The sequence below is a fragment of the Profundicola chukchiensis genome (assembly GCF_029664245.1).
In the GTDB taxonomy this organism is placed as follows: Bacteria; Bacteroidota; Bacteroidia; order Flavobacteriales; family Weeksellaceae; genus Profundicola; species Profundicola chukchiensis.
The window spans coordinates 22,086-35,850 of sequence record NZ_JANAIE010000004.1 but is presented as its reverse complement, the minus strand read 5'-3'; the positions used below and the strand labels follow the sequence as shown (position 1 = coordinate 35,850).

Here is a 13,765-nt window from a genome sequence, read left to right as displayed (position 1 = left end):
TGTAATAAACCTATATTATTACATATTATTGTAATATTTAAAATTATTACACAAAAACGGAATAAAACTTGTTTATTACACAAAAGTGTAATACATTTATATCAAATTAATTCAGATGATTGCAGTCATTACAGCAGATATCATTAACTCGACCCAAAATCAAGACTGGCAAAAAGCCATTAAACCAAGTCTCAATCAATTTGGAAAGAGCCCTATAGATTGGAGTATCTATCGTGGAGATAGTATACAAGTGCGTATAGAAAATCCGGCTGATGCACTTACGATTGCAACAAGATTAAAAGCAAGCATTCGTCAATTAAGTAAATTAGACATTAGAATAGCTATTGGTATCGGCGACGAAACACTCAAAACTGCAAGCGTAACTCAAAATATGGGAACGGCTTATATCAATTCAGGTAGATTGCTAGAAGATTTACCACAAAATTTAGCCATTAAAACAGATTGGCAAGATTTAGATCTAGGATTAAATGCAGGTTTTAATTTATACAACACGCTTTGTGAACAATGGACAACTGGAATGTCCCAATATGTACACACCAAGTTACTCTACCCAAACGCTAGTCAAGAGGAATTATCCAAAAAACTCAACACCACACAATCTAATGTGAGTCGTGTGCTGAGCCGCGCAAATTATAATGCTTTGCAGCAGTATTTAAATTATTACCATGAACTTATAAACTCCAAACTATGAACTTTTTACTCTTATTATTAATTGCACATTTTCTTGGAGATTTTGTTTTACAACCAACTTCGTGGGTAAAATCGAAATTTAAAGATGGACTTTCCTCCTCAGGCTTTTGGAAACATATAGCAACCCATGCCCTACTGCTTGTATTGATAGGTTTAATGCTTCCTAACTATACTTTAGCATTAGCCATTGTGCTTGTCAGCCATATTATAATTGATGCTCTTAAAATCAGTTTTTTGAGTTTTCTTAACTCAGATACATCTAAAATTTATAGCTTTATTCTTGATCAATTATTTCACATCATAGTAATTCTAATAGTTGCGTTCAATACCAGCCTTAGCTTTAACTGGGAATTACTACTTGAACCAAGCGTTCTATTGGTTTTATTGGGCTATATTTTCTTAAGTTTACCAAGTTCATCCATCCTACGCGTCATTCTATCTCCTTATACCAAGGAAGTAGAAAACACCCCCATTCTTAAAAAGTCAAACCATTGGAAATCTTTCTTCTTTTCAGAGGATGGTGATGAGGTAGAGCAAAAATCACTTAAAAATGGAGGCAAACATATTGGCATCATTGAGCGTTTACTTGTGTTTACCTTTATATTAATCGGACAATGGTCGGCAGTTGGATTTTTAATTACCGCTAAATCTGTATTTAGATTTGGTGATTTAAATCAAGGAAAAAATAGGCAGTTTACCGAATACGTACTCATCGGAACTTTATTAAGCTTCGGGTTTGCTATATTCACTGCCCTACTTGTTCAATTTGCTTTAAGATTAGTTTAAGGAGCCAATCGTTCCATCACCCAATCATAATCTTGGTTCAAAGTATACCTGATTCTATCGTGCAATCTATTCGGGCGACCTTGCCAAAACTCTATACTTTGTGGACGAATTAAATACCCACCCCAATAAGCTGGCCTTTCTGGGTATTTACCTTTAAGTTCAATTTCTAAATCTTTTTGAGCTTCTTCTAGATATTCTCTAGATGGAACCACAGAACTTTGTGGCGAAACAATAGCACTTATCTGACTCAATATAGGTCTTGATTCAAAATAACCATCGGACATGTTAGGCGCGATCTTTTCGGCTTTACCTTTAATTATAATTTGGCGCTCCATTCCTGGCCAAAAAAACGAAAGACAAACATGTGGGTTATTTTCAATAGCCTTCCCTTTTTCACTTTCGTAATTGGTATAAAAAATAAATCCTTCTTCTGTATATCTCTTTAACAAAACTACTCGAGTTTTAGGAAAACCATCCACACCTATCGTACTCACTGACATAGCATTAGCCTCATCTACAGTGTCATTATTCACCGCAGCATCAAACCACTCTCTAAAAACTTCAATTGGGTTTTCTGAAAGATCTGCATCATTTAATGCAAATTTCTCATAAGACTTTCTAAAATCACTTAAGTCTTGTTTCATAACAATATTTTTTTATCTTTATCAAAGATAAAACAAACAAGTGCAAACACAAACCATACAAAGAGGAACAATTTTAATTGCCCGACCTTCTTTATTAACTGATGTTTTTCATCGTTCTGTGGTCATCATAACCACACATTCAGAAGAAAGTGGATCTATTGGTTTTGTTTTGAACAAATCATTAAATATTCCGGTAAATGTATTTCTAAACGAAATCAATAGCGAGGCTATGGTCTATTCGGGCGGGCCAGTGGACGAGCAAAATATATTCTACATTCATAATCGTCCAGACTTAATCAAAAATAGCGAGCTCATAAAAGATAACTTATATTGGGCCGGCGATTTTGATGATGTAAAATACGCTCTTAATAATGGATTTATTAAGCCCAATGAAATTAGATTCTATGTTGGCTACTCAGGTTGGTCTGAAAATCAACTAGAAACTGAAATCAAAAATGGCGCTTGGTCGGTGCATAATTCCATTAACTTCGATGTTTTCGAAGATTGGAATCACACACTTTGGAAAGAGCAAATGATAAAATTAGGCGGAGAAAACCTTCTTTGGTTTAATATGCCAGAAAATCCAATGCTTAATTAATCTAATTCTTGTAATTGGCTCACAATACTTTCGGTAACCTCCGAAACATATTCTTTCTTACGAAGTTTACTTACTTTAATAATTCCTTGACCATTTTTAGCAATAAATACCTCGTCGGCTTTGTTTAATTTAAATGGAAACAAACCTTCGCCCTCGTGAATTTCATCAATTTCAGGTGTTCTAATACAAGCTTGTATCACTCTATCTCTCAACACATTGTCAAAAGCACCTTGTTCTAAGCTTGAAGTAAAAACCTCATTCCCCTGAATCATGAAAATGTTTCCATTCATAGAATGTGCAACAGATTTTTCATGATTTAATAAGATTAAATCATCTAAAGAATTTTCTTTAGCATAAGTAGACAAAATTCTATATCTCGGGTTTAAGAAGTTTAATCTCTGGTGGAAGTCACCCGAAACATAAGTCTCTCTATATAAGTCAATTTCGTAGTCGTTGTTAAAAAATAAAGTATTAGGTAATTCCTTAATACTAAGCCAAAAATCAGTTTTAGTTTCGCTTTGGGTTACATTAAAACTAACTTCTGCATTCTGCAAACCGCTATCTTCTTGAATTTTAGCTAATTCCTGATAGAAAAAAGCTGGCGTATAATCCAAAGGAATTTGCATTCGTGCCATGCGCATTTGTGCCATTAAATGGAAATAATGACGCTCAGCAAATAAAAATGAACCTTCGAATAATCGAATTTTTTCTTGTAAAACTTCACCTGAATTGAATACAGGATGATCGAAACCGAATAACTGCGTGGTGGCAGAAACGATTTCTCCATTTAAATTGATACGGGAATGCATGTAAAAATAATTTTAAGATCCAATTGTGTGTTTCAAGTCCTCTAATTGACTTCTCCACAAATCTTTAGCTTCGTCTATGTCGTCATCTTCAGCAAAGTCTGTAACCACCAAAGATACATCATTAGTAAGCTCATCTACCTGAATTCGAATCTCGAAATAATATTTAGTATCCTCGTCATATTCCCAACGATAACGAACATACTCGTCGTACTTAGATCTTACCAAATAGGCAACATCTTCGTAGCCACCATCCCAAATAAATGTGAACTTCTCCCCTCTTGAATTAACGTTCTCTGCAAACCACTCAGAAAGTCCTGATGGTGTTGCGATATAATTATATAAAAAACTTGGTGAAGCATTCACCGAAACCTCTATTTCAAACTTCTTTTTAGACATATACTTGTGTGTATGTTATTTAAATTCCCGCAATATATAAATTTAAAGGAAGCATAAAAATTTATCCATAGGAATTTTTAGTGTATTTATATACATTTTTAATTTTTAATAATTTTCCACATCTCTCAACCCAAAATATGATATTCTTAGCATATACTTCTCCTGATATTTATGTTTTAAAAGTTCTGAGAGTGACTATCCGCTTCAAAACTTAAATTTTCTTCAAAAAATTTTAAATTCATTAAAACTTTATATTTAATTTTAAATCAGCTTTTCTAAGCTTCAAAATATCCTCCTGCAATGAAGTATTTAAAAAATTTAAGACAATTAGGATTAATTCATTAATTTTATCCTATGAAAAATGTAATAAGCCTTTCAGCATCCAATTCCTTATTAACAGAATGGGTAAACCAATTAAGATGTGTAAAAACACAAAGTGACCGTTTAAGGTTTAGAAGAAATTTAGAACGTATTGGTGAAATTGGAGCTTACGAAATCAGCAAAGGTCTTGATTTCAAAAAGGTTGACATTACAACTCCCTTAGGAACTAAAACCAGTTCTGAATTCAACAAGCAACCCGTTGTGCTTACTATTCTACGCGCAGGAGTTCCTCTTTTTCAAGGCGTTATGAACTACTTTGACGGTGCTGATAGTGGCTTTGTTGGTTCTTATAGAAAACATGATCCTGAAGAAGATTTTGTAATTCGACAGGAGTATATTACTTGCCCCAACATTGCTGATCGTCCGTTGATTATTACCGATCCAATGATTGCTACTGGAGCTTCTTTAGTAGAAGCCTTAAAAGAAATCTTAGCACTAGGAAAACCTAGTTCGGTACACATCTTATGTGCAATTGCGGCTAAACCAGGTTTAGAAAAATTGGCTGAAGCCTTTCCCGATGCTACCATATGGTGTGGAGCCATCGACGATGGATTGAATGACAAAAACTACATCGTCCCAGGATTAGGAGATGCAGGTGATTTGTCTTTTGGATCTAAATTACAATCTTAATTCTCTTTAGAACTCACTCACAAAGTGTAGCTTAACCGACGGATATTTTTGTTCCGTCATTTGTATAGTAAAGGCAGAATCCGCCAAGAATACCAATTGGTTGTACTTATCGCGTGCTAGATATTTTTGTTTAACACGTAAGAAGTCTTGATATTCAGGAGATTTCTCGTCTTTACACTCTACCCAACAAGCTTTGTGAATATTGATATTTTCATAAGAAACCTTGGCATTATACTCATGCTCAAGACGGTACTCAATCACCTCATACTGAAGTGCTCCAACCGTTCCGATGATCTTACGGTTGTTGTATTCCATCGTAAATAACTGTGCCACACCTTCGTCCATCAACTGATCAATTCCTTTCTCGAATTGCTTCGCTTTCATTGGATCTGAGTTGTTAACGTATCTAAAGTGCTCTGGAGAGAAACTTGGAATTCCTTTGAAGTTTAATTCTTCACCTTCAGTTAAAGTATCTCCAATTCTAAAGTTTCCGGTATCATGTAAACCAACAATATCACCTGGATAACTCTCTTGAACAATTTCTTTTTTATCGGCGAAGAAAGCATTCGGCGCACTGAATTTCATTGACTTACCTAATCGAACGTGTAAATAAGGTTTATTTCTCTCGAAAGTTCCAGAAACCACCTTAACGAAGGCTAATCTATTTCTGTGATTTGGATCCATGTTCGCGTGAATCTTAAATACAAACCCTGTAAAGGCTTCCTCCTCAGGTCTAACAATTCTTGTTTCACTTTCTTTTGGAAGTGGATTTGGTGCAAAATCAATAAAGGCATTCAATAACTCTTGCACTCCAAAGTTGTTTAATGCAGAACCGAAGAATACAGGTTGCAATTCACCTTTTAAGTATTCATCATTATCAAAATCAGGATATACACCTGTCACCAATTCAATTTCTTCTCTTAAATTTTCAGCATCTTCCTCACCTAAAAGTTCCGTTAAACTTTCATCGGCTAGGTCTTCGATTTCTATACCATCAGAAATCTTTTGTTTGTTTTCGCCAGAGAATAATTTAATATTCTTCTCCCAAATATTATAAATCCCCTTAAACCTATCTCCCATTCCGATCGGCCAAGAAAGCGGCGTTACATTTAACTCCAATTTTTGCTCAACTTCATCCAATAAATCAAACGCATCCTTACCCTCGCGGTCTAATTTGTTGATGAAAACAATCATCGGAATATTTCTCATTCTACAAACCTTCACTAATTTCTCGGTTTGTTCCTCCACCCCTTTTGCAACGTCAATTACAACAATCACACTGTCGACGGCGGTTAAAGTTCTAAATGTATCCTCCGCGAAATCCTTGTGACCTGGCGTATCTAAAATGTTGATTTTCTTACCTCTATACTCAAATGCTAAAACCGAAGTTGCAACGGAAATTCCACGTTGACGTTCGATTTCCATAAAGTCGGAAGTAGCAGATTTTTTAACTTTATTGGACTTAACCGCTCCAGCTTCTTGAATCGCACCACCGAATAGTAGTAACTTTTCAGTCAGCGTTGTTTTACCGGCATCTGGATGCGCAATAATTCCAAAGGTTTTTCTTTTATTAATCTCCTTAAGTAAGGTTTTTGACATGGGTAAGATTTTGGGACGGCAAAAGTAGTGATTTTATCAATAAATAATTAAATCAGCCTTCTTTGTTTAATATTTTTAAAATTCAGATTAAGGTGTCGTAGATGAACATTGAACAATTTTACCGTTCATGAACTGATGGGCTTTTAAACCAAAATCATATAAATACTCGGCCATTTCATGCGGCTGAACCGGCGCTTCAATCCCTGGGAAAGCAGTTTCTAACATTTCTGTCTGAACAGCTCCCAGCGCTACACAGTTGATACTTGGACCTTCTTCGCCAAATTCTTGAGCTAAAACTTCTGATAAAGTCACCAAAGTCGCTTTGGATGATCCATAAGCTGAAAGTTCTGGAAATTTAACCGATCCTTGCACAGCGCCCATTGTTGTAATATTAACAATATGTGAGTCCTTTGTAAATTTTGAATACAAACTCTGAATCAACATAGTTGGAGCTAAAAAATTCACTTTATAACTCGCTAAAAAGTCAGATGGCGTTAGTTCTTGAAATGGTTTTTTGATTAAAAGACCAGCATTATTATATAAGACATCTACCGTTTCCCAATCTTTAATATAATCATGGATATCGTGGTAATCTTCTATCGTAGCCAAATCTAAAGGCGCATATCTAAACTGCTCATCATTGGATATCTCAGCAATCTCTTTTAATAAAGCCTCTGATCTAGAAATAACAAAAACATTATGTCCCTCTTTCAAGCATTTCTCTACTAAGGCTCTTCCGATTCCTCTACTTCCTCCTGTGATGATTATATTTTTAACTTTCATTTTGTTTTAAATTTAAAATTTGTTCTCGTAATTGAAACTTAGCATCAATTTCTTTTGAGCTTCCTTTATATAATTTACCTTCATTAATATACCAAATCTCATCTGCCATTTCGAGGGCATATAAGATCTCGTGTGTAATAACAATAAATGTCTTTTCAGTTGAATCTACAAGATTTCTCAACAATTGAAAAACATGTGATTTTGACTTAAAGTCTAAATGTGCTGTGGGTTCATCAAAAAATACAAAATCGGTGTTTTGCAATAAGGCCCTTGCTATCATTACCTTTTGCAATTGGCCATCGCTTATTTCATTAGCATACTTATCTAATAAATGTTCGATTTCTAATAGTTGAATCACATTAGATTTTAATTCCATATTAGGCTGGGAAGCACCTATTTCTATTAATTCATTCACTGGAATCATAGGAACCACTCCGATGCGTGAAAATACAGCCGACAAGGTTTGCGACCATAACTTCGCATTTATCTCTTGAATATCTTTTCCTCTGTATTTAATTTGACCAGCAAAAGGAGGGATTATCTTAAATAAAGTCTTCATAAAAGTGGATTTCCCACTTCCATTCTCGCCCAATAAGAAGATTAATTTCCCTTTCTCTAGTTCTAGGTTTATGTCTTTAACTAAAGCTTTCTTAAACCCAATCGATAAATTCTCAATACTCAGCAAACTCATGATATTTGATTTTTATTGAGAAAAACAATACTTAAAACAATCGGCGCACCGAATAAAGCCGTAATTACATTGATCGGTAAAGCTCCTCCGGGAAATAATTCAGCCAACAAGCCAAAGCCGGTCATTAAAATAACTCCAACTACCATATTGTAGGCAAACAATTGATAAAAATTTGAGGTTTTAAGATACATTCTACAAATATGTGGAACTGCCAATCCTATAAAAGCAATCGGCCCCACCAAGGCTGTAGCTACACCTGCCAAAATTGACGATGCTATAATCAGTTGAATTCTTAATGATCTAAGATTTACACCCATGGTTTGAGCGTATAATTCGCCGAGTTGCATCCTAATTAATGAAGGAATATTTTTAACAATAAAAAACACTCCAACCAACACAAATGCAGCATAATATATTAAATGCTTGATACTTAAACCCGTCAACGAACCAAATCCCCATAAAACATAGGATTTCAATTCCTTAGCACTTGAAAAGTATTGAAGTATTTCTATAAAAGCACCTGCTATAGTTGCAATCATAAAACCTACAATAATCATCGCGTTGGTAGATGATAATTGCTTTGCAATGGAGATCAAAAGCAACATGGCCAACAATGCTCCTGCTAAGGCGCCTATAATTAACAATCCTGGTTCAAAAATGAAACTCCCAAATCCAAGAGAACTTCCCAAAACGATAACGATAGCAACACCTAAACCAGCTGAAGAAGTCACTCCTAAAATCGATGGTCCGGCCAGCGGGTTTCTAAAAAACTCCTGCAAAACCCATCCACTCAATGGCAAAGCAATTCCAGTTAATAAAGCTGTGATGGTTCGAGGTAAACGATGCTGAAAAACAATTTTCTTCAGTGATTCATTTTCCGATAAATTAAAATAATCCATCAAAGCATAAGACGAACTTCCGAGTACAAGCGAAAGCCCTAATACTATTAGCATCAGCAATAGCAGCAGGAAAAATCTTTTATCTTGAACCAACCAATTCGTCATGGTCAACAAAGATATCAATTTGAAGGTTTATCACAATCCTAGATTTGAGTAATAATACAGATTTAGCTTAGTTCAGATTTTATTAAATTGAATAGTTTAACTTTCATTAACACATAAGATAAGTAGCTTGATGTCATCAGCTAAGCCTAAAACGTGGAGAACTTTAGTTTAAATGTTGAAAAGTAGTCCTACTTGGGTTGAGCCACCTGCGCAAATTGTCTTATTTTTGTAATTCATTGTATATTATGGGTAAAATTATTGCCATTGCAAACCAAAAAGGAGGTGTTGGTAAAACAACTACAGCCATTAATCTATCTGCTGCAGTAGGAATACTGGAGAAGAAGGTATTGTTGATTGATGCTGATCCACAAGCCAATGCATCCTCTGGTTTAGGGATTGATATTGAAACGTTGGAGCATGGTACCTATGAGCTATTAGAGCATGTGCTACCTGCCAAAGATGTTATTTTAAAAACTGATTCGCCTAATTTGGATATTATTCCATCGCATGTGGATTTAGTGGCGGCCGAAATAGAGCTTGTTGATGTTGATAATCGCGAGCACTTATTGAGGCTTGCCTTAGAATCCGTGAGAGATGAGTATGATTATATCTTTATTGATTGCGCTCCATCTTTAGGTTTAATTACGCTGAACGCATTAACATCGGCGGATTCTGTAATTATCCCCATCCAATGTGAATATTTTGCATTAGAAGGATTAGGGAAATTATTGAATACCATCAAAGGAGTACAACAGCATCATAACACCAAATTGGATATCGAAGGATTGTTATTGACCATGTTTGATTCTAGATTGAGATTGAGCAATCAGGTGGTGGAGGAAGTTAAAACACACTTCCCGAATATGGTATTTGAAACGATTATCAACCGAAATGTACGATTAAGCGAGTCACCTAGTTACGGTGAATCCATCATTAAATACGATGCAGATAGTAAAGGTGCTGAAAATTACTTACATTTAGCACACGAATTTTTGAAGAACAATAACGATTCGATATAATGGCAAAGGAGAAGAAAAGAGCATTAGGTAGAGGATTATCCGCTTTGTTAAGCGAAAGTGGTGAGAAAGCAAATTCTGTAAAAGATACAGGAGCTAAAGAATTGGTTGGGAATATTATCGAAATTCCAATTGAGAGAATTATTCCAAATCCAAATCAGCCTAGAACTCATTTTGACCCAAAAGCACTACAAGAGTTAGCACATTCCATTAAAGAATTGGGTGTTATTCAACCTATTACCGTTCGAAAAGTTGGAGATAATTTCGAATTAATTTCAGGAGAAAGAAGATTTAGAGCTTCACAACTGAATGGTTTAGAGAGAATTCCAGCCTTTGTAAGATTAGCAGATGATCGCGAAATGCTGGAAATGGCATTGGTTGAAAACATTCAACGTGAAGACTTAGATGCTATTGAAATTGCTCTTACCTACCAAAGACTTATTGACGAAGTTGACTTAACACAAGAGGAAATGAGTCAACGAGTTGGGAAAGACAGAAGTACGGTTACCAATTATTTGCGTTTATTAAAACTAGATCCTATTGTTCAAACGGGTATTAGAGACGGTATGATTTCTATGGGACATGGTAGAGCTTTAATTTCTGTTGAAGACATTGATAAACAACTAGAGATTTACGAACAAATTATTCGTAAAAGCTTATCTGTTAGACAAACAGAGCAATTAATCAAGTCGCATAAAAACCCAAGCAAACCTAAAGAAAAAGCGGTTCTACCTAATGAGTTTAAGAAATCTCAGAAAGAGTGGACCGATAGATTAGACACCAAAGTCGAAATCGTAAGAAGCAATAACGGAAAAGGAAAAGTAATTTTAAACTTTAATTCTGATGCTGATTTTCAAAGAATTAAAGATTTACTGAAATGAGATACTTCACTGTAATATTCCTTTTTATTAGCTTGATGCTTCAAGCACAAAAAGTATCCAATGATTCAGTTCAAATCACTGGAGATATTGCAGTAGAGAACAACGAATTAATTATTAAAAATCCGGTTAGGGCTTCATTATACTCTGCTGTCTTACCAGGAATGGGACAGATTTACAACGAGAAGTACTGGAAAGCTCCTATTGTTTGGGGATTGATTGGTACTGGCGTTGGGGTAACAATACATTACAATAGTAGATACCATCATTATCGCGATGCGTTTCTGGCAGAATTAGAAGGCCAAGAACACCCTTATGTTGGTATTTTCGATAAAGATCGATTGGGGGCTATTCAGGATGATATGCGCAGAAATAGAGATTATGCCATTGCATTAACCGTGGTTGCCTATGCGCTGAATGTCTTGGACGCTACCGTTGATGCACATTTATATGAAATCAGACGTGATCGTGATTTAAGCATTGATCCTACCGCATTTATAGATCCGGGCACAGGTCAAACCAATTTTGGTTTGGCTATAACATTAAACCTTAAGTAGATTATGAGAATTGCACTGATTGGATACGGAAAAATGGGTAAAACCATTGAAGGTCTCGCTGAAAAAGCAGGACACAGCATTGTTTTAAAAACAAATGAGGAACCAACTCATTCTATGTTAATCGACGCTCGACCTGATGTAGCGATTGAATTTACCAAACCTGAAGCAGCTTACAAAAACATTAATATACTTCTTAGAAGCAACATCCCCACCGTATGTGGAACCACGGGTTGGACAGATAAACTTCCGGAGATTCAAGACAAAATTGATCGTTATAATTCAAGTTTTTTATACGCTTCTAATTTCTCATTAGGCGTTAATTTATTCTTTGCCATTGCTCAGCAAACGGCTAGAATGATGAAAGATCATAAATTATATGATGTTTCGATAGAAGAAACGCATCACACCGAAAAGCTAGATGCACCAAGTGGAACCGCTATCACTCTAGCAGAGAAAATCATGCTAGAAAGCAGTTACGAATTTTGGGAATTAAACGGTGATAAAAAAGATAAAACCATTCCTATTCATGCGTTTAGAATAGATGATGTACCTGGTAAACACGTTATTAAATATGAGTCTTACCATGATGCTATCGAATTAAAACATACCGCCTTTTCTAGAGAAGGATTTGCTTTAGGCGCTTTGAAAGCCGCTGAGTTTATTCACGATAAAAAAGGGGTCTTTACAATGAAGGATGTTTTGGGAATGTAACAAACATCTAAATTTCACTACCAATAATTAAAATTAGAATATATGTGGTTAAGTACTTGGTCTGATTGGTTAATTTTCTTTTTAATCGTTCAAGTCATACATTTTGCCGGAACTTGGCAACTATACATAAAAGCAGGAAGAAAAGCATGGGAGGCTGCTATCCCGGTTTATAATGCCGTTGTGATGCTCGACATCATGAAAAGACCTAAATGGTGGGTGATTTTACTATTCTTACCTATTATCTCCCCTATTATGATAATGGTGATGTGGGTAGATTTCATTCGTAGCTATGGCAAGAGAGGAATCGGCGATGCTATTTTAGTAATTGTTACCCTTGGATTCTATATCTATTATCTAAATTACGTTGAAAAACCAGAATATACGGGTCCTGAGGAGAGAAAAGAAACCATTATTTCTGCCTTATTATTCGCGGTAGTTTTGGCTACTATAGTTCATACCTACTTTGTTCAACCCATGATTATTCCAACAGGATCTATGGAAAACACCATGAAGATTGGTGATGCGCTATTTGTAAGTAAGAATGTATATGGTACTAGACTTCCAAACACGCCTGTTTCTGTTCCTTTTTCTGATTTATTCTCAAGAAATTTATTCGTAGAAAAACTACAACTACCTTATACAAGAATTCCAGGATGGGCTAAGGTTAAGAAGAATGATATTGTTGTATTTAATTTCCCTACAGACTCAATTTATAAACCTATCGACCGCAAAGACAACTATGTTAAGCGTTGCGTAGGAGAGCCGGGTGATGTAATCGAAATGCGCGAAGGAGTTTTATTTGTTAATAATGAAAAATTCGAACCAAAGAAAGACGCCTTATTACAACATTCAGCTTCGCTACAATTTAGTACTCAATTAAGTCCAAAATTCCTAGTGGAAACTTATGGTTTAGTAGAAACTGATTATCGTGTTTCAGCCTTTGAGGGTGGATATCAATATGATTTCTATGGTGTAACCGATGATATGTTCAATCAATTAAAAGCTCTTCCTAATGCGATTCAATCTACTTGGATTGTTCAACCAGCAGATGCGCCTAGTCCAAATATTTTCCCTAAAGGCGAAAAATGGAATGTTGACAATTATGGTCCACTAACTATTCCAGCTAAAGGAATGACTGTGAATGTAAAAGACATTGAGAATTTAGTTAAATACATCGATGTTATTAAGAAATATGAAGGTAAAAACCTTGAATTAAGAGATGGCGTTTTACAATTAGATGGAAAAGAAGTTTCTGACTATACTTTTGAACAAGATTACTACTTTATGATTGGAGACAATCGCCATAACTCTTTAGATTCTAGATTCTTCGGATTCACTCCAGAGGATCACATCATTGGTAAACCTATCTTTTTATGGGCAAACTTAAACCAAGCTTTTGGATTCGAACCTAAGAGCGGATGGCAATGGGATCGTTGGTTTACTATTCCTAATAACGACAATCCAAATAAGACAAGTTATTTATGGATTGGTGGAATTCTATTAGCTGTTTTCTTTGGATGGGAGTTTATTTTCAAGAAAAAGAAAGACTAAATCAATTTTAAAAAGATTTA

Annotated in this window: 16 protein-coding genes; 9 read left to right on the top strand and 7 right to left on the bottom strand. The window is 35.2% G+C overall.

The window, feature by feature from the left end:
* The first annotated feature begins 115 nt into the window (after positions 1–115).
* Both NLM59_RS06605 and NLM59_RS06600 read left to right on the top strand, forming a co-directional pair.
* Complete coding sequence (locus NLM59_RS06605) at positions 116–712, top strand: transcriptional regulator (RefSeq protein WP_304416971.1); 597 nt, start codon at positions 116–118, stop codon at positions 710–712.
* Positions 709–1,497, top strand: coding sequence for a DUF3307 domain-containing protein (locus NLM59_RS06600; protein WP_304416970.1), 789 nt, complete (start codon positions 709–711; stop codon positions 1,495–1,497). Before NLM59_RS06605 ends, NLM59_RS06600 begins: the two co-directional genes overlap by 4 nt.
* On the opposite strand, the gene pdxH is transcribed toward NLM59_RS06600, so the two are convergent.
* Positions 1,494–2,141 carry a pyridoxamine 5'-phosphate oxidase gene (gene pdxH, locus NLM59_RS06595; protein ID WP_304416969.1) on the bottom strand — a complete coding sequence of 216 codons (648 nt, stop codon included), beginning with the start codon at positions 2,139–2,141 and terminating at the stop codon, positions 1,494–1,496. The two genes, NLM59_RS06600 and pdxH, sit on opposite strands and share 4 nt — an antisense overlap.
* Before the next feature lie 40 nt (positions 2,142–2,181).
* On the opposite strand from pdxH, the gene NLM59_RS06590 reads away from it, so the two are divergent.
* Positions 2,182–2,739, top strand: a complete 558-nt coding sequence (locus NLM59_RS06590) for a YqgE/AlgH family protein (protein WP_304416968.1) — start codon at positions 2,182–2,184, stop codon at positions 2,737–2,739.
* Here NLM59_RS06590 and NLM59_RS06585 read toward each other — a convergent pair.
* Together NLM59_RS06585 and NLM59_RS06580 are read right to left on the bottom strand one after the other, a co-directional pair.
* Positions 2,736–3,548 carry an aminotransferase class IV gene (locus tag NLM59_RS06585; protein WP_304416967.1) on the bottom strand — a complete coding sequence of 271 codons (813 nt, stop codon included), beginning with the start codon at positions 3,546–3,548 and terminating at the stop codon, positions 2,736–2,738. The two genes, NLM59_RS06590 and NLM59_RS06585, sit on opposite strands and share 4 nt — an antisense overlap.
* A gap of 12 nt (positions 3,549–3,560) precedes the next feature.
* Positions 3,561–3,944 (bottom strand): START-like domain-containing protein, encoded by a 384-nt coding sequence (locus tag NLM59_RS06580; RefSeq protein ID WP_304416966.1) that lies wholly within the window; start codon positions 3,942–3,944, stop codon positions 3,561–3,563.
* A 354-nt stretch (positions 3,945–4,298) separates the two neighbouring features.
* Between NLM59_RS06580 and upp the strand changes: the two genes are divergently transcribed.
* Positions 4,299–4,955 carry a uracil phosphoribosyltransferase gene (gene upp / locus NLM59_RS06575; RefSeq protein ID WP_304416965.1) on the top strand — a complete coding sequence of 219 codons (657 nt, stop codon included), beginning with the start codon at positions 4,299–4,301 and terminating at the stop codon, positions 4,953–4,955.
* Positions 4,956–4,961: 6 nt separating this feature from the next.
* On the opposite strand, the gene NLM59_RS06570 is transcribed toward upp, so the two are convergent.
* The 4 genes from NLM59_RS06570 to NLM59_RS06555 form a co-directional block, all read right to left on the bottom strand.
* Entirely contained in the window at positions 4,962–6,554 is a 1,593-nt protein-coding gene (locus tag NLM59_RS06570) for a peptide chain release factor 3 (RefSeq protein ID WP_304416964.1), read from the bottom strand.
* Between the two features lie 87 nt (positions 6,555–6,641).
* Positions 6,642–7,337 (bottom strand): SDR family NAD(P)-dependent oxidoreductase, encoded by a 696-nt coding sequence (locus tag NLM59_RS06565; RefSeq protein WP_304416963.1) that lies wholly within the window; start codon positions 7,335–7,337, stop codon positions 6,642–6,644.
* A complete protein-coding gene (locus NLM59_RS06560; RefSeq protein WP_304416962.1) occupies positions 7,327–8,028 on the bottom strand; it encodes an ATP-binding cassette domain-containing protein in 702 nt (233 codons plus the stop codon). The genes NLM59_RS06565 and NLM59_RS06560 overlap by 11 nt, the downstream gene beginning before the upstream one ends.
* The gene (locus tag NLM59_RS06555; protein ID WP_304416961.1) at positions 8,025–9,050 is read right to left on the bottom strand and encodes a FecCD family ABC transporter permease; all 1,026 of its coding nucleotides are present in this window, start codon (positions 9,048–9,050) and stop codon (positions 8,025–8,027) included. Before NLM59_RS06555 ends, NLM59_RS06560 begins: the two co-directional genes overlap by 4 nt.
* A gap of 227 nt (positions 9,051–9,277) precedes the next feature.
* On the opposite strand from NLM59_RS06555, the gene NLM59_RS06550 reads away from it, so the two are divergent.
* The 5 genes from NLM59_RS06550 to lepB are packed head-to-tail and all read left to right on the top strand — an operon-like array spanning position 9,278 to position 13,745.
* Entirely contained in the window at positions 9,278–10,051 is a 774-nt protein-coding gene (locus tag NLM59_RS06550) for a ParA family protein (protein ID WP_304416960.1), read from the top strand.
* Positions 10,051–10,929, top strand: a complete 879-nt coding sequence (locus tag NLM59_RS06545) for a ParB/RepB/Spo0J family partition protein (RefSeq protein ID WP_304416959.1) — start codon at positions 10,051–10,053, stop codon at positions 10,927–10,929. Before NLM59_RS06550 ends, NLM59_RS06545 begins: the two co-directional genes overlap by 1 nt.
* Positions 10,926–11,483, top strand: coding sequence for a DUF5683 domain-containing protein (locus NLM59_RS06540; protein WP_304416958.1), 558 nt, complete (start codon positions 10,926–10,928; stop codon positions 11,481–11,483). Before NLM59_RS06545 ends, NLM59_RS06540 begins: the two co-directional genes overlap by 4 nt.
* A gap of 3 nt (positions 11,484–11,486) precedes the next feature.
* Positions 11,487–12,194: a 4-hydroxy-tetrahydrodipicolinate reductase gene (dapB, locus tag NLM59_RS06535; RefSeq protein ID WP_304416957.1), complete on the top strand. Its 708-nt coding sequence runs from the start codon at positions 11,487–11,489 to the stop codon at positions 12,192–12,194.
* A gap of 42 nt (positions 12,195–12,236) precedes the next feature.
* Positions 12,237–13,745, top strand: coding sequence for a signal peptidase I (gene lepB, locus NLM59_RS06530; RefSeq protein ID WP_304416956.1), 1,509 nt, complete (start codon positions 12,237–12,239; stop codon positions 13,743–13,745).
* Positions 13,746–13,765: the final 20 nt, after the last annotated feature.